Annotated in this window: 13 protein-coding genes; 6 read left to right on the forward strand and 7 right to left on the reverse strand. The window is 58.7% G+C overall.

Annotated elements, in window-relative coordinates; all coding sequences use genetic code 11:
* Positions 1–48: 48 nt before the first annotated feature.
* A complete protein-coding gene (locus tag ACA049_RS15485) occupies positions 49–864 on the reverse strand; it encodes a helix-turn-helix domain-containing protein (RefSeq protein WP_497328191.1) in 816 nt (271 codons plus the stop codon).
* Positions 865–1,128: 264 nt separating this feature from the next.
* Here ACA049_RS15485 and ACA049_RS15490 point away from each other — a divergent pair, with 264 nt between their 5' ends.
* Positions 1,129–1,404 (forward strand): DUF1652 domain-containing protein, encoded by a 276-nt coding sequence (locus ACA049_RS15490; RefSeq protein ID WP_150778429.1) that lies wholly within the window; start codon positions 1,129–1,131, stop codon positions 1,402–1,404.
* A 57-nt stretch (positions 1,405–1,461) separates the two neighbouring features.
* On the opposite strand, the gene ACA049_RS15495 is transcribed toward ACA049_RS15490, so the two are convergent.
* A complete protein-coding gene (locus ACA049_RS15495) occupies positions 1,462–3,936 on the reverse strand; it encodes a UvrD-helicase domain-containing protein (RefSeq protein WP_497328192.1) in 2,475 nt (824 codons plus the stop codon).
* A gap of 280 nt (positions 3,937–4,216) precedes the next feature.
* Here ACA049_RS15495 and ACA049_RS15500 point away from each other — a divergent pair, with 280 nt between their 5' ends.
* Complete coding sequence (locus ACA049_RS15500) at positions 4,217–4,912, forward strand: pirin family protein (protein WP_497328194.1); 696 nt, start codon at positions 4,217–4,219, stop codon at positions 4,910–4,912.
* A 187-nt stretch (positions 4,913–5,099) separates the two neighbouring features.
* On the opposite strand, the gene pgm is transcribed toward ACA049_RS15500, so the two are convergent.
* The 4 genes from pgm to ACA049_RS15520 all read right to left on the reverse strand — a co-directional run bounded on the left by pgm (position 5,100) and on the right by ACA049_RS15520 (position 11,393).
* A complete protein-coding gene (gene pgm, locus ACA049_RS15505) occupies positions 5,100–6,746 on the reverse strand; it encodes a phosphoglucomutase (alpha-D-glucose-1,6-bisphosphate-dependent) (protein ID WP_497328195.1) in 1,647 nt (548 codons plus the stop codon).
* 120 nt (positions 6,747–6,866) lie between these two features.
* The gene (locus tag ACA049_RS15510) at positions 6,867–8,267 is read right to left on the reverse strand and encodes an aminotransferase-like domain-containing protein (protein ID WP_497328196.1); all 1,401 of its coding nucleotides are present in this window, start codon (positions 8,265–8,267) and stop codon (positions 6,867–6,869) included.
* A 64-nt stretch (positions 8,268–8,331) separates the two neighbouring features.
* Positions 8,332–9,810, reverse strand: coding sequence for a hypothetical protein (locus tag ACA049_RS15515; RefSeq protein ID WP_497328198.1), 1,479 nt, complete (start codon positions 9,808–9,810; stop codon positions 8,332–8,334).
* Positions 9,811–10,370: 560 nt separating this feature from the next.
* Positions 10,371–11,393, reverse strand: a complete 1,023-nt coding sequence (locus tag ACA049_RS15520; RefSeq protein WP_497328199.1) for a zinc-dependent alcohol dehydrogenase family protein — start codon at positions 11,391–11,393, stop codon at positions 10,371–10,373.
* A gap of 269 nt (positions 11,394–11,662) precedes the next feature.
* On the opposite strand from ACA049_RS15520, the gene ACA049_RS15525 reads away from it, so the two are divergent.
* The 4 genes from ACA049_RS15525 to ACA049_RS15540 all read left to right on the forward strand — a co-directional run bounded on the left by ACA049_RS15525 (position 11,663) and on the right by ACA049_RS15540 (position 18,798).
* Positions 11,663–12,580, forward strand: a complete 918-nt coding sequence (locus ACA049_RS15525; RefSeq protein ID WP_008026287.1) for a LysR family transcriptional regulator — start codon at positions 11,663–11,665, stop codon at positions 12,578–12,580.
* 336 nt (positions 12,581–12,916) lie between these two features.
* Positions 12,917–14,170 carry a multidrug efflux RND transporter periplasmic adaptor subunit MexE gene (mexE, locus tag ACA049_RS15530; RefSeq protein WP_438660113.1) on the forward strand — a complete coding sequence of 418 codons (1,254 nt, stop codon included), beginning with the start codon at positions 12,917–12,919 and terminating at the stop codon, positions 14,168–14,170.
* Between the two features lie 15 nt (positions 14,171–14,185).
* On the forward strand, positions 14,186–17,380 hold the full coding sequence (locus tag ACA049_RS15535) for an efflux RND transporter permease subunit (RefSeq protein ID WP_497328201.1): 3,195 nt from the start codon (positions 14,186–14,188) through the stop codon (positions 17,378–17,380).
* Entirely contained in the window at positions 17,377–18,798 is a 1,422-nt protein-coding gene (locus tag ACA049_RS15540) for an efflux transporter outer membrane subunit (RefSeq protein ID WP_497328203.1), read from the forward strand. Before ACA049_RS15535 ends, ACA049_RS15540 begins: the two co-directional genes overlap by 4 nt.
* A 205-nt stretch (positions 18,799–19,003) precedes the next feature.
* Here ACA049_RS15540 and ACA049_RS15545 read toward each other — a convergent pair whose 3' ends face one another.
* Positions 19,004–19,969, reverse strand: a complete 966-nt coding sequence (locus tag ACA049_RS15545; protein WP_497328204.1) for an HlyD family secretion protein — start codon at positions 19,967–19,969, stop codon at positions 19,004–19,006.
* Positions 19,970–19,973: the final 4 nt, after the last annotated feature.

Genomic DNA, 19,973 nt, shown 5'->3' on the forward strand with positions numbered 1-19,973 from the left:
AAGACTCCGCCACTCAAACTTCGATGGCGTCGATCCTAGTGCGTGGGCTCAGGGACTGTCGTGCGCGCGTGCACGCAAAGAAATTTGTTTGACGTAGGCCTTGGGCGACAGCCCCGTGTGTTGGCGGAAACAACTGTAGAACGCCGATAACGAATTGAAGCCGGCGGCAAACGCCAGCTCATCAACACGCACCGGTGGCGTGGCGGCGTCCAGCGCCGCGAGCAAATGCTGCAACCGCGCCTGGTTAACGTAGCGGTAGAAACTCTGACCCAGCACTTGATTCAGCAGGTAGGAAATCTGATTGCGGCTGTACCCGCACTCCTTGGCTACCCGTTGCAAATCGAGTTCCGGGTCCAGATAAGGCTGCTGGCGCTGGAAATACTGTTGCAGGTCCTCAGCCATGAAACTCAGCTGACGCGGAGAAAGTCCGAGTCGGCTCGCGGCCGGGCGCAAGTTCGCAGCGGTATTGCTTTGCGGTTGTTCACGCACCAGGGACGCGTATTCGTTGACGCGCCAGATCAACCCGTCACGCACCGTGATGGCCTCACTGGAACGGAACGACACCAGCCCTTCACCGCCACGCAAGGTCATCTGATACTGGATAAACGCAGTGTTGCCGTCCAGGCGTATGCGATCCGAATGCTCCAGCGCTTCGTCCGGATTACGCGGCATGCTGCCGCGCACGTACTCGCGCAACTCATCCAGGCACATGACCCGGTTCTGGAAAAAGTCGTTGTACTGAATGTCCGGGTGATAAAGCGCCATGACCCCGTCCAGGTCCCGGTGTTTCCAGCACAGGTGGTAGCGCATGACCGTCTCGCCCGTGACCTGGGTTTGCAGGGGGCCATCATCATCGGCGTGCATAAAGGACTCGACGAAAAAAAAACCGAGCTTGCCGAAGTTCGGCCACGGCTTCAATGACCAGACCGAATCGGCGCAGCGTCGAGCAAGGCCCGGCGTGTGATCCACATCAAAAAAACGCGACCAATCGCCAAACGGACTGAAAAAAATCACATGGTTTTCACATCCGGATGCTACTTTTAAAGGCAGTCACCGGTTGAGCCAATGAAGGCTCTTCCCTCCTAACATGAGCTAAAGGAAGCGCTCGATGAAGAAGGCGGGCAACACATGAATAAAGGGTCATTCAGTAAAGTCACCTTTCCAAACGCCTGCCAGCTGATGCGCTGGCATTTTCATCCCATGGGATTCGAGGCGAGCATGGACGCCCCGGGCAGCATGATTGCCCGCCTGTTTGACCGCGCCAGTGGTGAGACCATGATCGCCATTGCAGGCATCCCTTGCGCTACCGTGATGAATGCCGCGGACGTAGAACGAATAATCGAAGCCGTGGAAGACGAGCTTGAGGCTTTCATTCCTCCCGTGGCCCTCAAGAGTTATGCCTGAAGGTCAAACGCCCAACAAAAAGCCCACATTAGGTGGGCTTTTTTGTGGGTGTCGGGTTCAGGCCAGTTTCTGACCCTGGCGGTGATCGGCGAAGAAGGGTTTGTCCTTGCCAACCCTGTCTGACGCCTTGGGCATATTGGCCGCCTGAGTGTCCTGGCCATCAACATACCAGTAGCAATGACTCACTGCCCGCGTGATGCCGACGTAAGCCAGTCGCAGGATTTCGTCTTTCTGTGCGTTGTCGTAAGGCTCGTTGTCACCTGCCTTGCCAAGTCCCGCCATACGATAGACCTGGTTCTTGTAAGGAGAGCTGGTCAGGTGCTGGCAGTCACCGAGCAAGAACACCGCGTCTGCCTGCAAGCCCTTGGCGCTGTGATACGTCAGCTGTTTGATACGACGAGCTTCGTACGGCAAGCTAGAATCCACATTAACTACAGACTGAATATGCTGTTCTATCAATAACTTATCGCTGCTTTTTCGATAAAGCATCAAGATCGAATCGCCTTGTCGATAGTGCTGGATCAGGCGTTGGGCCATCCCCTGATCGTCTCGATCCATGACGTTCACCGGTAATAGCGCCTTGGGTTCACCGCTGGCCTTGGCCTTCTTTCCAGCGATCGATGGCGCTGCACGGACGATATGCTCGGCGGCATCAATGATGTGCTGATGGCTGCGGTAGTTGTCGCTGAGCATCACTTTCGTTGTACTCGGTGACGGGAATTCCTTGTTGAATTCCATGAAATACGACGGCGAACTGCCGCGCCAGCCATAAATGGACTGCCAGTCATCACCGACGCAGAGCAAGGATGACCGTTGCGCGCCACGTCCGACGTGCATCGCCGGGCCGCGGCTGCGGATCTCGGCCAGACTGGCGCGGATCCAGGAGACAATCTGTGGCGATACGTCCTGAAACTCGTCGATCATCAAATGTGACAAAGGCCTCAGGAGGTCATCACTCAGCAGCTTCAGGTTTTCCGGGGAATGCTCGCTGAACAAGGCAAACATCCGGTTGTAGGTCATCACCGGTGGCTTTTGATCGAGCAAATGATCCTCCAGGGCGCGCCAGAGCAGGCTCAAGGCCTCGAAGAAAAACCGGTCAGGATCATCTTTGGCGAAACTCATCTGGCCGACCGCATTCGGCACATCCAGGCCCAGGTTTTCGATAAACCCCGCGGCAGCCACAAAACAGTCCAGCAACGGGGCCGATCCCAGCTCTCCTTTGACCTTGTAATCAAAGCCCGGTCCGGCACTGGCATCGCCTGCCAGGGAGGCCAGAACGCGCTTCGATGACTCATAACTATCCAGCCATATCAAAGGCTTACGACAGAAAGCTTGAAACAGGGTGCGCTTTACCGCCCATTCCGCGCGAACGCTCAACTTGGCATTCGGGCGGCAGACCTGCGGATTTTCCCGAGGGTCAAATCCGAGTACCACCCAGGCATCCAGCGTCGGAATGTAGCCGTGACAATGGAAGGTCGAGCCATTGATATCGAAAGCCTGCCGATTGGGCTCGATGCCTTTGATCGGCCAGGCGCCAGCGCGAAACCACAGATCTTCAATCGTGTCGCAGAGTTCCTCGTCACGCTTGGCCGCCAACTCGGTCACCGCCATGCGTTTCTGCACGTCAGGGTGATCGCGCTCAAGCTCTTTGAGCTGCAAGGCATGACGGGACAACGGCTTGATCAGTTCGCGGAAACGCTCATCGCGGGTGTGCAAGCTATGAAAACAGGCATTGAGTTGCTGACGCTGGGCGTCGTTGATGCGCAGGTCGAAGGGATTGCTGTCGACCTCCTCATCGCCGTTTTGCGCGCGATGGCTGAGGTTTTCGAACGCTTGCAGACGCTCAAAGCCCGGCAGGCTGCGAACCATTGGCAGGATTCGCGAGTGGAAGGTGCGCACCAGATCACGCGCCTCCTTGAGGCTCAGCGCCCGGCCCCACAAGGCAAACAACTCGATCAGCTTATTAATGAAGTCCTTGCGCGACTCACGGGTGAAGGTCACCACGGTCATCGAACTCAGCTCAAACCCCAGGTAATGGGTCAGCAGCAGGATCCGCAGCACCAGCGTCGTCGACTTGCCCGCACCGGCGCCGGCGATCACCGACGTCGAGGGCGTGTCGCTGAAAATCATCTTCCACTGCGCAGTACTGGGCTGGGCGTGAGGTGGCAGCAGTCGGGCGACATCGGCCTTCATGCGCTTCTTCAGCTCGGCGCTCAAGGGCAGACGCCAATCGTCGAACAAGTTCTCATCGACATTAGGTGGCCGGTGCTCGGTCGAGCGCGAATCGCGGATCAACAGCACCTGCCGACCTTCCTCCAACCCCTCGGCTTTGCCTTCCTTATAGCCGTAATCGACCCCGGCGCTGTGGCCACTGCGAAAACCGTCGGCTTGCCCGTGCAGCCATGACGCACGGTGTTGCGCGCGCAATCGGGTCAGACCATGGCCAAAGAACCGCGCGGCGAGGCGCTTGAGCAGAGGCATCTCGGCCAAGGGACGAAGTTCGGGAGGAAGATCGGGGGTGTGTTGCGGCACGCGGACTGACTCCAGGGTGTGAGGCTGACGATCGCTATGGTGTCCGTATTTGCCATTGAGTTCTAGTGAAATGCTTACAGGTCATTGGCTTATACGATGAAGTGAAGGCTGGATGAGAATGTTTCGAGGTTATTTGATATCAACTAACTCGATCATGATGAGGCATTTTTTACGCTTTTTATCGATGGGTGCCTGATAGATGATGCCCGCCATCAACCACCGGTTCTTGTTTCGTGGCTCAGGCGCTCTGCCCCATGACGAACCTTTTCAGGAGACGATCATGCTTGAACTCAGACCTTTCAACTCCCTGGGCGGCGCCCACCATGGCTGGTTGGATGCCCATCACCACTTTTCGTTCGCCGAGTACCACGACCCGAAACGCATGAACTGGGGCAACCTGCGTGTATGGAACGACGATGTGATCGCCGCCGGCACCGGATTCCCTAAACATCCGCACCGGGACATGGAAATCATCACCTACGTTCGTGAAGGTGCAATCACCCACGAAGACAACCTGGGCAACAAGGGCCGCACCGAAGCGGGCGACGTTCAGGTCATGAGCGCCGGCACCGGGATCGCCCACAGCGAATACAACCTGGAAGCCGGTGAAACCAAGATCTTCCAGATCTGGATCATCCCGAATGAATCCGGCCTGGCACCTTCCTGGGGCGCCAAACCGTTCCCGAAAGGCCAGCGCGAGGGTTTCGTGACCCTGGCCAGTGGCAAGGCCGGGGACGATCAAAGCCTGCGAATTCGTGCCGATGCACGGTTGGTGGCGGCGAACCTGAAGGCCGGTGAGTCCGCCGAATACCGTCTGGACAGTGGCCGTCGCGCTTACCTGGTTCCGGCTACCGGCGTCATTGAAGTCAATGGCTTGCGTGCACAAGCTCGAGACGGCGTGGCGGTGGCGGATGAGCAGGTGTTGCGGGTTACCGCGATTGAGGACAGTGAGATCGTGTTGGTGGATCTGGCTTGATCGGGTAATTGCAGGGCAAAAAAAGGGGCGGCCGTTGATGGTCGCCCCTTTTTACATCTGAATCTTGAGTGGTCGTGCTGGCGTCTTCGCGGGCAAGCCTCGCTCCTACAGGATAGATATCGCCCACAATCATGTGATCGACTCCGCCCTTGTAGGAGCGAGGCTTGCCCGCGAAGGGCCCCCTCAATTACTTCGCGGAAATAGCGCCATCCACCAACGTCTGGGCCTCTGCAACCAACTGCTTGAGATGGTCATCACTCACAAAGCTTTCAGCGTAAATCTTGTAGATATCCTCGGTACCCGAAGGCCGTGCCGCAAACCAGCCGTTCTCGGTCATGACTTTCAGACCACCGATCGCCTGGTCGTTACCCGGTGCGTGACTGAGGATGCTCTGGATCGCTTCGCCCGCCAGTTGGGTCGAGGTGACCTGATCCGGCGACAGCTTGCTCAACAAGGCTTTCTGTTCAGGATTGGCCTTGGCGTCGACGCGCACCGAGAACGGTTCGCCGAGTTCATCGGTCAACGCACGGTAGGCCTGGCTCGGATCGCGGCCAGTGCGAGCGGTCATTTCCGCGGCCAGCAATGCCGGAATCAAGCCGTCCTTGTCGGTGCACCAGACGCTACCGTCCTTGCGCAGGAACGAGGCACCCGCGCTTTCTTCGCCGCCAAAACCCAGCGAACCATCGAACAGACCGTCAGCAAACCATTTGAAGCCGACCGGCACTTCGTACAGGCGACGGCCCAGGCGCTTGGCCACTCGATCGATCAAGCCGCTGCTGACCACGGTTTTACCCACGGCCGCATCGGCGCGCCACTGCGGACGGTTCTGGAACAGGTAGTCGATCGACACGGCGAGGTAGCTGTTCGGCGCCAGCAGGCCACCGGACGGGGTCACGATGCCATGGCGATCGTGATCCGGGTCGCAGGCGAACGCGACGTCAAAACGCTCTTTCAGACCGATCAGGCCTTGCATGGCATGGCTCGACGATGGGTCCATGCGGATTTGCCCGTCCCAGTCGACGGTCATGAAACGGAACGTCGGATCGACTTGCTTGTTCACGACTTCCAGGTCCAGACGGTAATGTTCGGCAATCGCCGACCAGTAACGCACCCCTGCTCCGCCCAGCGGATCGACACCCAGTCGCAGCTTGGCGTCACGGATGGCATCGAAGTCGATCACGTTGATCAGGTCGGCGACATAGGTATTGAGGTAATCGTGGCGGTGGGTCGTGCTGGCCTTCAGTGCCTGCTCGTAGCTGATGCGTTTGACGCCGGCCAGCTTGTTGCTCAGCAGTTCGTTGGCTTTGGCTTCGATCCACTTGGTGATGTGGGTATCCGCCGGTCCGCCGTTTGTAGGGTTGTATTTGTAGCCACCGCTTTGCGGCGGATTGTGCGACGGCGTAATGACGATACCGTCCGCCAGACCCGAAGTGCGGCCGCGGTTGTAGCAAAGAATCGCGTGGGAAATCGCCGGGGTCGGCGTGTATTCGTCGCCCTCGGCGATCATCACGGTGACACCGTTCGCGGCCAACACTTCCAGGGCGCTGGTGCCGGCCGGGGTGGACAACGCATGGGTGTCGATGCCGACAAACAGCGGACCGTCGATGCCCTGGGCCTCACGGTACAGGCAGATGGCCTGGCTGATCGCCAGAACATGCCATTCGTTGAAACTCAGGTCGAACGAGCTGCCTCGGTGTCCGGACGTGCCGAAGGCAACGCGTTGGGTAGAGATGGAGGCATCAGGCTGGCCGGTGTAATAGGCCGTTACCAGTCGCGGGATATCGACCAACAATTCTGCCGGTGCCGGTTTGCCCGCAAAAGGACTGAGTGTCATGCAAAACCTCTGGAATAGAGTGGTTCAGGAATAGGAACGCAGTTTACTGGCAGTTTGACCGCAGCGCGACGTTATCGATCCCTGGCGAAATGTTAACAATCGCCGGCGCCCCGGCCCTGCTCAATCGATCGATTCCAGGCGCAAGGCATCACCCAGCAAACCCATGGCCGCCGCGAGGTCGTGGTCGCCGCCAAAGGTATGGCTCAGGCGCAAGTGCTGCGCGTGCAAACCGTGGAGGCTGAACAATTCCCCGGGTGCGATCACTACCTGATGCTTGAGCAGACGCTGAAACACCCGACGCACATCGACCTGACGCAAAGACCGCACCCAAATCGTAGCACCGCCCAAGGGCTCGACGAAGTGCAAGGCATCGCCCAGACGCTCCTGCAACAGTTGGGTCATGTGCGCCTTGCGGTCCTTGAGCATCCGACGCAACACCAGTAAGTGCTGATCGATTCGCCCATTGCTGTATAGCCGTGCAATGGCTTTCTGGCGAATCGGAGACAAGCGGAACGAACGCAACAAAAAGTGCCGCTGCAATTCAACGCTCAGTTGCCGCGAGAGCAGATAGCCATAAGGTGCCTCCGGCCCGATGGATTTTTCGAAAGTGGAGAAGACGATCAGCCGATCCGGGTTCAGCAGATCGCGAAACCGCAGGCCGTCGGGCTCGAATTCGAGTTCGCCGTAACAGTCGTTCTCCAGCACCCAGCTGCCATGACGTTCCAGCAGTTGAGCGGTTGCCTGCCTGTTGCTGTGAGAGGCCACGCTCCCACGAGGCATGTTGAGGCCGGATGAAAGCATGACCAGCCGCACCGGCTCGGTCTCGAGCAATTGCGTCAACTGCTCAAGGTCCAGGCTGCCATTGGCTTGCAGGGGCAGCTCGATGACCTGGACATCAGCGTCCTGAAACAAACGCAGAATTGTCCAGTCACAGGGTGATTCGACGACGACCGTGGCGTCTTTGAGACACAGCACGGCGATCAGGATCTCCAGGACGCCACGCAAATCAGCGCCAATATAGACGTCATCGGCGTGCCAGCAGCGTGCCGGAGAGGAGGTATAGCGTGCGGCCAGGGCGGCGCGCAGTTCCAGTTCTCCGCAAGGTTGTGAAGTCGTTTGCGGCTGGCGCGGGTACTGACGCAGCAGCTCTCTTTCGAGCAGTAATAACGGGCTGTCCAGAGGCTGAAGCAACGCCGGTTCGTCCGCGCTTAACACCAGCATTCCCGGACGCCTGGCATTCACATAAACCGTCTCGAGCAGATCATTGCCGCTGCTGAGCGGGTGAATGGAGGACACGGGCAACGCGTAATAACCGGATTTGGCGACCGAGTAAACCCGCCCTTCCTTTTCCAGCAGCGAATAAGCGTACTGGATGGTCGAAATCGACACGCTCAATCGGTCCGCCAACTGCCGCAATGAAGGGAGGCGGACTCGCGTGTCGCTGACCGGTTCGTTGATGAGGTTAGTCAGGTAACGGTAGACCGCCTGATAGGCGAAGTCGGTTTCGCGTGGTCCTTTCATGGGTAACGACCGAACATGCTACGCACGGGGCGCTTGCGGGTGAACGCGGTAAAATCCGGCACCCTCAACGCCCCGTTGACCGTTCGCCATTTGCAGTGGCGCCCGCGTCAAGGTCCAACGTTTGCACGTCCGCATCGCCGATTTCCGGGCCAGGCGCCTCGCCCCTGGCCACCGGCTCCATGCGGTAAAGCGTGCCGATCAAACTGACGGGCAGCCCGCTGACGTCGACCATCCATTGCAGAACCTGCTCGGGCGCCGGTTTGCCTTGCATCGCCCGGTGCAGATCGGGCAACGCCACAAGCATGCCGGGATGACATTGGCGTAAAAAACGCTCAAGCGAGGCGCCATTCTCGACAAAGGGTGCGAACAGCAAACAAACGAGCTGAGCCTCGCTCAAGCCGAGACTTTTCTGGGTCTCGGTTGATGCTCGTGCACGCTGGTCGGACATTGTCGTGGGGTTGCCGAACATCTCCATTGCCTGCTCGCAAAAGCGTTCGGGAAGTTGTTTGCGGCGCATCATCACCAAGGTCCGCTGCACGTATTCGGCAACGCCTGCTTCATACGTGCGACCGTGAACATAACAAGCCTGCAGCCCCCGAACGTGCGCGCAAATCGAAAGGCTGACGAATTCGTTGTCGCTAAGCTGTGCGGCCAGTTCGTCAGGCTGAAACCCGAGGAAGTCGGTGAGCAGTGGCCAGCGATCTTCCAGGTTGCTGACCAGCATGTCGTGAATATCGATGAAGGTCGTGCGCCGGCATGCCTCAAATGATTCGGCCGGGCGCCACTCGGCCTGGCTATGTTCAGGATAAAACTCGCGGTAGCCATCGCTGCCCAGTTCATCCAGTCGTGCGAACAGCGCCTCATAACCGGAGTCAGGGCAATTGGATGCCTTGAGACCGGCCTTTTGCGCCGCCCGGTTCAACCCATCCATAAACTGCTTTTGCTGACGAGGTGAATCGCTGCTGACCAACGCATCGACGCCCCGCTCCCAGCGGGAGATTTGCCCATAAAACTCGCCCGTTGCCAGGTAGCCGTCGTCCCACAGGTCGAGCGGACCGTTCCAGTTCCGCCGGTGGCCAACCATCAAGAGATTGAGACGATTCGACTCGCGTCCGGCTTCGGAAACCGGCGCTTGGTGGCTGAACGGCAGGACTTCACGGTTATCGACCATCACCATTTCGACGCGGGGATCATCGTAGAGAAACAATGCACTGCAGCTGCGATGGACGTTTTCAAGGGCCGTCGAGCTTGCCCCGTTCGTGCGCAAGGTCGCCACTCGCAGCTGGAAGGTCGCAGGCGCCCGGCCGGCGATGCTCAGCTGCGCGGCACGCAGCAGTGCCAGTGTGTAACAACTGTCGCGGGTTCCGGACTGGATCGCCAGCACTTTGTATTCACCGATACGCTCCATGCCACCCGCGGCCACTACGAGACGCTGAATCATCAACTGCAATGCCGTGCGCTCGGCGCGTGAGAAGAAACTCAGCAAACGTTGCAAAACTTGCTGATAAACATAGTTCATTGCCTGTTCATGGGTATGGCTCATCATTGTTTACCTGTTACGCATAGGTTCGATGTCACGCAAACAACTGCATGCGTTATGCAAACGACTGTCTGTCATGAATAAAGTGTTGTGCATTGATATCAAATGCTAACACTTAGTTTTTAGTAATTATTTGAAATGAATCGAGCTTACTTGTGACCCTATCCGCTTGCGATGGCTGCAAAGCCCCGCAGAGCAAGCGCCCTGCGACCGCACGACGGGTCCTAGGAAATATCTGACAACGTCCCACAGACATGTAGCACGAGAAATAAAGAAAGAAGTCGCCATTAATTTTTCGGCAATTGTTCGATAGCGCGCTATTTGTTGAGTTTGTATTGCCGGAGCGCAATGAAAAGTATCTATCCAATACCCAGCCATAGCTCATTCCTTGAGATGAAAGTAATCATTCAATTATCGGGGCTTACAGGGTGATTAGAAGATACAGATTGAGAGCAAAAACCAGTTCAGTTGCTGAACGGCCCCATCACAGGTTGACGGGACGTCTCATCATTGGGAGGGAGAATGCAAAAGTCCGTGCAAGCACGGACTTTTTTCAGCAGACGTTACGCCGTCTCGACCTGGAGGGCGACCCGTTCGCGACACGGGCATTCGTCCATGTAGCGGTGCGCCTCGACAAACTCGGAAAACGGGAAGACCCGAGTCTTGAGCGGCAGCAGCACGCGGTCAGCGGTCAGCTGGTTGATGTCACGCAAGGCGCGTTGCAGGGCGACCTGGTCCTGGATGATGCCCAGTTCCGGCTTGCCGGTGAAGTTGCCGATACAGTGAACGAAGAACTGAATGTTCTTCTGGAACGCTGCGCAGGCCGGGAACGGTGTCTGGTTACCGCCTTGCAGACCGTACAGCACCAGGCTGCCACGAGGCGCCAGCACATCGCCGAGCAGTGACATCTGCGGGCCGCCGAGGCCATCGAACACCACGTCCACGCCGCGGTTGTCGGTGATTTTGTTGATCCGCATGAGCAGATCTTCTTCCTCGGTGACGATAACTTTTTCGGCACCCAGCGACAGCAGGTATTCACGTTCTTCAGCGGTCTTGGTGGCGGCAATTACCCGCACACCCAATGCCTTGCCCAATTGCACAAACGAAGGACCGGCACAGTGGCTCGCGTCAGTCACCAAGGCAAATTGCCCGGGTTTGACCCGTGCCAGATCGACATAAGCGAAGTAGGCGATCAACAGCGGCGTGTAATGCACGCTGGCTTCGATCGGGCTGAGCACATCCGGATAACGGGTCAGTGCCGAGCGCGGCAGAACGATCTGCTCACCATAAACCGGGTAATCGTTGGGGCTTTCAGCCGGGAAGCTGGCGACCTTGTCACCGACTGCCAGGTCATCGACGCCCTCACCGACCGCCGTCACGACGCCGGACATTTCATGGCCAAGGCCAGAAGGCAGACGAGCGTGGGATGAGGCCAGGTTCTGGCGCCAGAGAATGTCGTACCAGCTGATGCCAATCGCCTCGACGCGCACCTGCACTTCGCCCGGAGCAGGGAGAGCTGCCGCATGCTCTTCGCATTTGAGCACCTCGGCTGGACCAAACTTGTGAAAACGGATCGTGCGTGACATCGCAAACCTCGTCAAAGAAACCTCTAATGCCCTGAACTCTATCTGGGCTTTCTACCCAAGACTATCAGTGGCTATTAATAGTCGACATGCCTGTCATTGATTCCGCAGCATCCACAGGATCAACGGTTGTCGTGAAAAACCGGAGCAGCCGTTCCATGGAAACTGAATTATTCGGTGCAGAGTAGCAGCCTTTCCCCGTAATATTCATGCCGGCCATTGTTCTCATATGGCCGCTCTCGTCAAGCTTGATGACTCTGCCAGGACTCCAGATGAATCGTAATGACCTGCGTCGTGTCGACCTGAACCTGTTGATCGTTTTTGAAACATTGATGCACGAACGCAGTGTGACCCGTGCTGCGGAGAAATTGTTCCTCGGTCAGCCGGCCATCAGTGCGGCGCTCTCGCGCCTGCGCGGGCTGTTCGATGATCCTTTATTCGTGCGCACCGGGCGCAGCATGGAGCCGTCCGCCCGCGCGGTGGAAATCTTCGCCCTGCTCTCTCCGGCTCTGGATTCGATTTCCACCGCCGTCAGCCGTGCGGCGGAATTCGACCCGGCAACCAGTACGGCGGTGTTCCGCATCGGGCTGTCGGACGATGTCGAGTTCGCGTTGTTGCCGATGCTGCTCAAGCGCTTGCGTGCCGAATCGCCAGGGATCGTGCTGGTGGTGCGTCGGGCCAACTACATCCTGATGCCGAGCCTGCTGGCCTCGGGCGAGATCTCCATCGGCGTCAGCTACACCGCCGACCTGCCGGCCAACGCCAAGCGCAAAGTGCTGCGTCGCAGCATGCCGAAGCTGTTGCGTGCCGACACGGTGCCGGGGCCGTTGAGCCTGGATGACTTCTGCGCCCGCCCCCATGCACTGGTGTCCTTTGCCGGTGACCTGAGCGGCTTTATAGATGAAGAACTGGAAAAGCTCGGACGCAAACGGCATGTGGTGCTCGCCGTGCCGCAGTTCAACGGACTCAGCACGCTCCTCAGCGGCACCGATATTGTCGCGACGGTGCCGGATTACACTGCCGATGCGTTGACGGCGGCTGGCGGTGTGCGGGCTGAAGACCCGCCGTTGCCGGTGCGCAGCTTTGAATTGCACATGGCGTGGCGTGGGTCGCAGGACAATGACCCGGGTGAGCGTTGGTTGCGGTCCAGGATTCAGATGTTCTTTGGGGATCCGGATAGCCTGGCTTGATCCTGATCTTTTATTGGGGCTGATGGCCTCTTCGCGGGCAAGCCTCGCTCCTACAGGTTCTGTGTTGTTCACAAAATGTGCGCACGACACAAAACCTGTAGGCGCGAGGCTTGCCCGCGAACGCTGCGACTCGGTCTCAAGCCAACCCTTTGCATTCCACGCAACACAGAATTGTCATCAAGCCAATTGATCGCCCTCTTATGTAAGGCGCATGCTAGAGGGCTGGCTTCGAACTTATATCATTCCGAATGATAGTTACCTTCGCTTCATTCGATTCGTGCGATACCACCCCGCCGCTCATCATCCGCCCATCTCAATACATTGGCGGATGCATCCATGGAACAGTCACTCAAACATTTGCGCTTCCCATTGGCCATGTTGGCCGTACTGGTGATGAGCGCCTGCGGCAAGGCTCCGGAGTCTGCCGCTACCATGCCCGCGGCCAAAGTCAGTGTCGCCAAGGTACTGGAACAACCGGTCAACGAGTGGGACGAATTCACCGGGCGCCTTGAAGCGCCAGAAACCGTAGAAATTCGTCCGCGGGTCTCCGGCCAGATTGATGAAGTGGCCTTCACTGAAGGCGCACTGGTCAAGAAAGGTGACTTGCTGTTCCAGATTGACCCACGCCCCTTCCAGGCTGAGGTCCGCCGCCTCGAAGCACTGGTCGCCCAGGGTCGCGCCAACGCCACTCGCAGCGAAAACGAAGCCCAGCGCGGCGAACGCTTGCGTACGAGCAACGCCATCTCTGCTGAACTCGCTGACTCGCGCACCAGCGCTTCCCAGGAAGCCCGCGCTGCCGTCGGCGCCATCCAGGCGCAACTGGACCTGGCCAAACTGAACCTGAGCTTCACCCGTGTTACCGCGCCCATCAGCGGCCGCGTCAGCCGTGCGGAAATCACCGCCGGCAACCTGGTGACCGCCGACACCACCGCGCTGACCAGCGTCGTTTCCACCGACAAGGTCTACGCCTACTTCGACGCCGACGAACGTGTGTTCCTCAAATACACCCAACTCGCTCGCCAGGGCAAACGCGGTGCAACCACCCCGGTTTACCTCGGTCTGTCCAACGAAGACGGCAACCCGCACCAAGGCGTGATGAACTTCGTCGACAACCAGGTCAACCCGAAAACCGGCACCATCCGCGGTCGCGCTGTCTTTGATAATGCCGACGGACAATACACCCCCGGCCTGTATGCCCGTCTGAAACTGGTCGGCAGCGGCACCTACTCCGCCGTGCTGATCAACGACGAAGCGGTCGGTACCGATCTGGGCAAAAAATTCGTGCTGGTGATGGATGCCGACAACAAGACGGCTTATCGCGCCGTCGAGCTGGGTCCGAAGATCGAAGGTCTGCGCATCGTGCGCAGCGGTCTGAACAAGGATGACACCGTCATCGTCAAGGGGCTGCAACGTGTTCGCCCTGGCTCGCCGGTCACCCCTGAGGTGATCCCGATGGCCAGCGAACAAACCCTCGCGGCTCTCGCACAACAACGACAAGCGCTGGAAGCCAGCAACCTGCCCCAAGTCGCACCTGCCAAGGTCGCGCCGGGTTCGGTTGTGAAACTGGCTGCTGCGACTCCACGCGGTTAAGGGACGACAACTCCGATGAATTTTTCCCAATTCTTCATTTCACGGCCGATCTTCGCAGCGGTGCTTTCGCTGCTGATCCTGATCGCCGGTGCCATCTCGCTGTTCCAGTTGCCGATCAGCGAATACCCGGAAGTGGTGCCGCCGACCGTTGTGGTCCGTGCCAACTTCCCCGGCGCCAACCCGAAAGTCATCGGTGAAACCGTGGCCGCTCCCTTGGAGCAAGCCATCACCGGCGTCGAGAACATGCTGTACATGTCCTCGCAGTCCACCGCTGACGGCAAAATCACCCTGACCATCACCTTTGCCCTGGGCACCGACCTGGACAACGCACAGGTTCAGGTTCAGAACCGTGTGACGCGGACCGAGCCGAAACTTCCAGAGGAAGTGACGCGCATCGGTATCACCGTCGACAAGGCCTCGCCCGACCTGACCATGGTTGTGCACTTGACCTCGCCGGACAAACGTTACGACATGCTCTACCTGTCCAACTACGCCTTGCTCAACATCAAGGATGAGCTGGCGCGTCTGGGCGGTGTCGGTGACGTGCAGCTGTTCGGTATGGGCGACTACTCGTTGCGGGTCTGGCTCGATCCGAACAAGACCGCTTCACGTAACCTGACCGCCACCGATGTGGTGACCGCGATTCGTGAACAGAACCGCCAGGTCGCTGCCGGTGCATTGGGTGCGCCGCCTGCGCCGAATGCCACTGCGTTCCAGCTGTCGGTCAACACTCAGGGCCGTCTGGTTTCTGAAGAAGAGTTCGAGAACATCATCATTCGCTCCGGCGACAACGGTGAAATCACGCGTCTGAAAGACATCGCTCGCGTTGAGCTGGGTTCCAGCCAATACGCGCTGCGCTCGCTGCTGAACAACCAGCCTGCGGTGGCGATCCCGATCTTCCAGCGCCCTGGTTCCAATGCGATCGAGATCTCTAACGAAGTTCGCGACAAGATGGCCGAACTGAAGAAGAACTTCCCGGAAGGCATGGACTTCAGCATCGTCTATGACCCGACGATCTTCGTGCGCGGCTCCATCGAGGCGGTGGTCCACACCCTCTTCGAAGCACTGATCCTCGTGGTTCTGGTAGTGATTCTGTTCCTGCAAACCTGGCGTGCCTCGATCATTCCCTTGGTGGCGGTGCCGGTTTCGCTGATCGGTACGTTTGCCGTGATGCACTTGTTCGGCTTCTCGCTGAACGCCCTGTCGCTGTTCGGGTTGGTATTGGCCATCGGTATCGTGGTGGACGACGCCATCGTGGTGGTGGAGAACGTGGAGAGGCACATCGAGCTGGGAGAAACGCCCGTAGAAGCCACCAAGAAAGCTATGCGAGAGGTGACCGGGCCGATCATCGCGACGGCGCTGGTGCTGTGTGCGGTATTTATCCCGGCGGCGTTCATTTCCGGACTCACCGGCCAGTTCTACAAACAGTTTGCCCTGACCATTGCCATCTCGACCGTGATCTCGGCATTCAACTCGCTGACACTGTCCCCTGCCCTGGCCGCCGTACTGCTCAAGAGCCACGATTCGCCGAAAGATCGCTTTACCAAAGTGCTTGATAAACTATTGGGCGGTTGGCTGTTCCGTCCGTTCAACCGGTTCTTCGAACGCGCCAGCCATGGCTATGTCGGCACCGTAGCCCGGGTTATCCGCAGCAGCGGTATTGCCCTGCTGTTGTACGCAGGCCTGATGGTGCTGACCTTCTTTGGTTTCGCCCACACCCCGACCGGTTTCGTGCCCGGCCAGGACAAGCAATACCTGGTGGCCTTCGCGCAACTGCCGGACGCTTCGAGCCTGGACCGCACCGAGGACGTGATCAAACGCATGTCTGACCTGGCCCTGAAACAGCCGGGTGTGGAAAGCGCCGTGGCCTTCCCGGGCCTGTCGATCAACGGTTTCACCAACAGTCCTAACGCGGGCATCGTGTTCGTGACCCTGAAACCGTTCGACGAGCGTAAAGACCCGAGCATGTCCGCCGGTGCGATTGCCGGTGCCTTGAACGGTCAGTTCGCCGGGATTCAGGAAGCCTATATGGCGATCTTCCCGCCGCCGCCGGTACAAGGCCTGGGCACCATTGGTGGTTTCCGACTGCAGATCGAAGACCGGGGCAACCTGGGTTACGACGAGCTGTACAAAGAAACCATGAACATCATCACCAAGAGCCACAACGTGCCTGAACTGGCCGCCCTGTTCACCAGCTACACCGTGAACGTGCCGCAGGTCGATGCCGCCATCGACCGGGAAAAAGCCAAGACCCACGGCGTGGCCGTCAGCGACATCTTCGACACCCTGCAGATCTACCTGGGTTCGTTGTATGCCAACGACTTCAACCGCTTCGGTCGCACCTATCAGGTCAACGTTCAGGCTGAACAACAGTTCCGTCTCGAGCCGGACCAGATCGGTCAGCTGAAAGTGCGTAACAACAAAGGCGAGATGATCCCGCTGGCGACCTTCATCAAGGTCAGCGACACCTCGGGGCCGGACCGCGTGATGCACTACAACGGCTTCATCACCGCTGAAATCAACGGTGCGGCAGCCCCAGGCTACAGCTCCGGCCAGGCTCAGACAGCCATCGAGAAACTGCTCAAGGAAGAACTTCCGAACGGCATGACCTACGAGTGGACCGACCTGACCTACCAGCAGATTCTGTCCGGCAACACCGCGCTGTTCGTGTTCCCGCTCTGCGTATTGCTGGCGTTCCTGGTACTCGCGGCTCAATACGAAAGCTGGAGCCTGCCACTGGCGGTGATCCTGATCGTACCGATGACTCTGTTGTCGGCCATCATCGGTGTGATTGCTTCGGGAGGCGACAACAACATCTTCACCCAGATCGGCTTGATCGTACTGGTGGGACTTGCGTGTAAGAACGCGATTCTTATCGTCGAGTTTGCCAAGGATAAACAGCAGGACGAAGGCATGAGCCCGCTCGCTGCGGTGCTGGAAGCTTGCCGCTTGCGTCTGCGGCCGATCCTGATGACCTCCTTCGCGTTCATCATGGGTGTTGTGCCTCTGGTGTTCTCCAGCGGTGCCGGTGCCGAAATGCGTCACGCCATGGGTGTGGCCGTGTTCTCCGGGATGCTCGGGGTGACCTTCTTCGGTCTGTTGCTGACGCCAGTGTTCTACGTATTGATTCGTAACTTTGTGGAGCGCGGTGAAAAACGCAAAGCGGCCAAAGCGCTAAAACTGGACAAGCAACTGGAGGCGCAACAATGAGCCTGAAAGCCTTCCTGCCGAGCCTTCTGGTACTGGCCCTGAGTGCCTGTGCCGTCGGCCCGGACTACAAGACTCCAGCCACTGAGCCGGCGAACATCACTACCGCCACCGATGGCGCTGCCGGTCAGAAAAACTTCGATCGCTCGCGTTTCGAAGGCATCTGGTGGCAGCAGTTCGAAGACCCGACCCTCAACCAGTTGGTGACTCAATCGCTGCAAGGCAACCGTGATCTGCGCGTAGCCTTCGCACGCTGGAAAGCAGCCCGGGCGATTCGCGATGACGTCAGCAATGACGCCATGCCGACCATCACCAGCCGCGCCAGCAGCGATCTGGGTAAAGGTCAGATTCCGGGTCAGACCACCAAGCGGGTCAACAGCGAACGTTACGATCTGGGTCTGGACATGGCGTGGGAGATCGACCTGTTTGGCCGTATCCAGCGCAACCTGGAATCGGCCGACGCCGAACAGCAAGCGCTGGAAGCCGATCTGTACCAGCTGCAAGTCACCATGATTGCCGAACTGGTGGACGCCTACGGTCAACTGCGCGGTGCACAACTGCGGGAAAAGATTGCTCTGGCCAACCTGAACAACCAGCAGGAGTCACGCAAGATCACCGAAAGCCTGCGTGATGCCGGCGTCGGCGATCAACTGGACGTGGAGCGTGCCGATGCACGCCTCGCCTCGGTCGAAGCCAGCGTGCCGCAGCTGCAGGCTGAACAGGTTCGGCAGAAAAACCGTATCGCCACCCTGTTGGGTGAACGTCCAGACAAGCTGTCCGTCAACCTGAGTCCAAAAGACTTGCCGGCGATTGCCAAAGCGTTGCCGATCGGTGATCCGGGTGAATTGCTGCAACGTCGTCCGGACATCCTCAGCGCCGAGCGCAAACTGGCTTCAGCCACTGCCCGTATCGGCGTGGCCAAGGCTGATTTGTTCCCTCGGGTCAGCCTCAGCGGCTTCCTTGGCTTTACCGCGGGGCGCGGTTCGCAAATCGGTTCTTCGGCAGCCAATGCCTGGACACTCGGCCCGAGCATCACTTGGGCAGCGTTTGACCTGGGCAGCGTGCGGGCCCGTTTGCGCGGCGCCGATGCCGATGCCGAAGGCGCGCTGGCGACCTACGAGCAGCAAGTGCTGTTGGCGCTGGAAGAATCAGAGAACGCGTTCAGTGACTACGGCAAACGTCAGCAACGCCTGATTTCGCTGATTCGTCAAAGCGAAGCGAGCCGGGCTGCTGCGGACCTGGCCGAGATTCGCTACCGCGAAGGCACCGTGGACTTCCTCGTTTTGCTGGATGCCCAACGCGAGCGGCTGGCAGCCGAAGACACCCAGGCCTCTGCGGAAACCGATCTTTATCGCGGCATTGTCGCGATCTACAAAGCCCTTGGCGGCGGCTGGCAACCAGAGACAGTCGCCAGCCAGTAAGTTTTTAAAGAGCTCCTTTGGTTGGCCGCAACCAACCAATTTTTTAGCCCCGCGTCTCATTCGGTCGCGGGGCTTTTTTTTGCTCGATCGAAAATGCGGCACAAATCCCTGTGGGAGCGGGCTTGCTCGCGAATGCGATCTGTCCGCAGACATGAATGTTGAATGTGCAGCCGTCTTCGCGAGCAAGCCCGCTCCCACAAGGGGATTAGCGTTGGTTTTGGGTTCTTTGGTTTTCCAGGATGGTTACTGTGGCGGTGGTCCCGGCCCGCAAGCGGTTCTTGGCGGCATAGTCAGCATCGATCTGGATCCGCACCGGCACCCGTTGCGCCAGTTTGACCCAGGTGTAACTAGGGTTGATGTTGGCCAGCAAGCGGCCGCCGGGCAGGTTTTCCCGGTCGGCGATAGCGAAGGCGATGCTTTGCACAGTGCCGCCAAAACGTTCGCCACTCATCAGTTCGATGTCGACCCGGGCGCCCTCCTCGATCCGCGGCAACTTGGTTTCTTCAAAGTAGCCACTGACATAAAACGAATCGCTGTCCACCAGCGCCAGTAGTGCACCACCCGCCGTTGCATAATCGCCCTGACGGGTCAGCAGGTTGGTGACGAAACCGGTGACGGGCGATTCGACGCGGGTGCGCTGCAAGTCGAGTTCAGACTGAGTCAAGGCTGCCGCGGCCAGTTGCACATTGGCCTGCGCCAGAATCAGATTGGCCTGGTTGCGCAGCAAATCGGCCTGGGCCACCGAGACATCGGTGTTGGATTTTTCCCACTCTTCGCCGGAAATCGCCGCGCGGTCCTTGAGTGTACGGCGACGGCGCTCCTCGCTCTGACGCTGTTTAAGCTGCGCCTGACTGGCGACAATAGTGGCTTCGGATTGCCCAAGTGAAGCTTTCGCCACTTCTACGGAACGCCTGGCATGTTCCACCGCCAGGGCGTAACGCGAGGGATCGATTTCCAGCAGCAACTGACCTTTCTCGACATGCTGGTTGTCCTGAACACCGAGGCTGACGATGCGTCCCGACACATCCGCGGACAAGGTCACCACATCGGCGCGCACCCGCGCATCCCGGGTCCAGGGCGCGCGGGTGTAATGTTCCCAGGCGAACCAGCCAAGCACGAAGGCCAGCAACACCACTGCAACAGTCGCGAGTCGGGCAAGGATCTTCTTCAAGGCA

It is taken from the genome of Pseudomonas sp. LBUM1662, from assembly GCF_059695915.1.

Coding starts and splice junctions, on each gene's coding strand:
- ACA049_RS15520 (WP_497328199.1), bottom strand. CDS start 11,393: ATGTCACGCACGATCCGTTTTCACAAGTTTGGTCCAGCCGAGGTGCTC.
- mexE (WP_438660113.1), top strand. CDS start 12,917: ATGGAACAGTCACTCAAACATTTGCGCTTCCCATTGGCCATGTTGGCC.
- pgm (WP_497328195.1), bottom strand. CDS start 6,746: ATGACACTCAGTCCTTTTGCGGGCAAACCGGCACCGGCAGAATTGTTG.
- ACA049_RS15515 (WP_497328198.1), bottom strand. CDS start 9,810: ATGAGCCATACCCATGAACAGGCAATGAACTATGTTTATCAGCAAGTT.
- ACA049_RS15540 (WP_497328203.1), top strand. CDS start 17,377: ATGAGCCTGAAAGCCTTCCTGCCGAGCCTTCTGGTACTGGCCCTGAGT.
- ACA049_RS15525 (WP_008026287.1), top strand. CDS start 11,663: ATGAATCGTAATGACCTGCGTCGTGTCGACCTGAACCTGTTGATCGTT.
- ACA049_RS15500 (WP_497328194.1), top strand. CDS start 4,217: ATGCTTGAACTCAGACCTTTCAACTCCCTGGGCGGCGCCCACCATGGC.
- ACA049_RS15490 (WP_150778429.1), top strand. CDS start 1,129: ATGAATAAAGGGTCATTCAGTAAAGTCACCTTTCCAAACGCCTGCCAG.
- ACA049_RS15535 (WP_497328201.1), top strand. CDS start 14,186: ATGAATTTTTCCCAATTCTTCATTTCACGGCCGATCTTCGCAGCGGTG.
- ACA049_RS15510 (WP_497328196.1), bottom strand. CDS start 8,267: ATGAAAGGACCACGCGAAACCGACTTCGCCTATCAGGCGGTCTACCGT.
- ACA049_RS15485 (WP_497328191.1), bottom strand. CDS start 864: ATGCACGCCGATGATGATGGCCCCCTGCAAACCCAGGTCACGGGCGAG.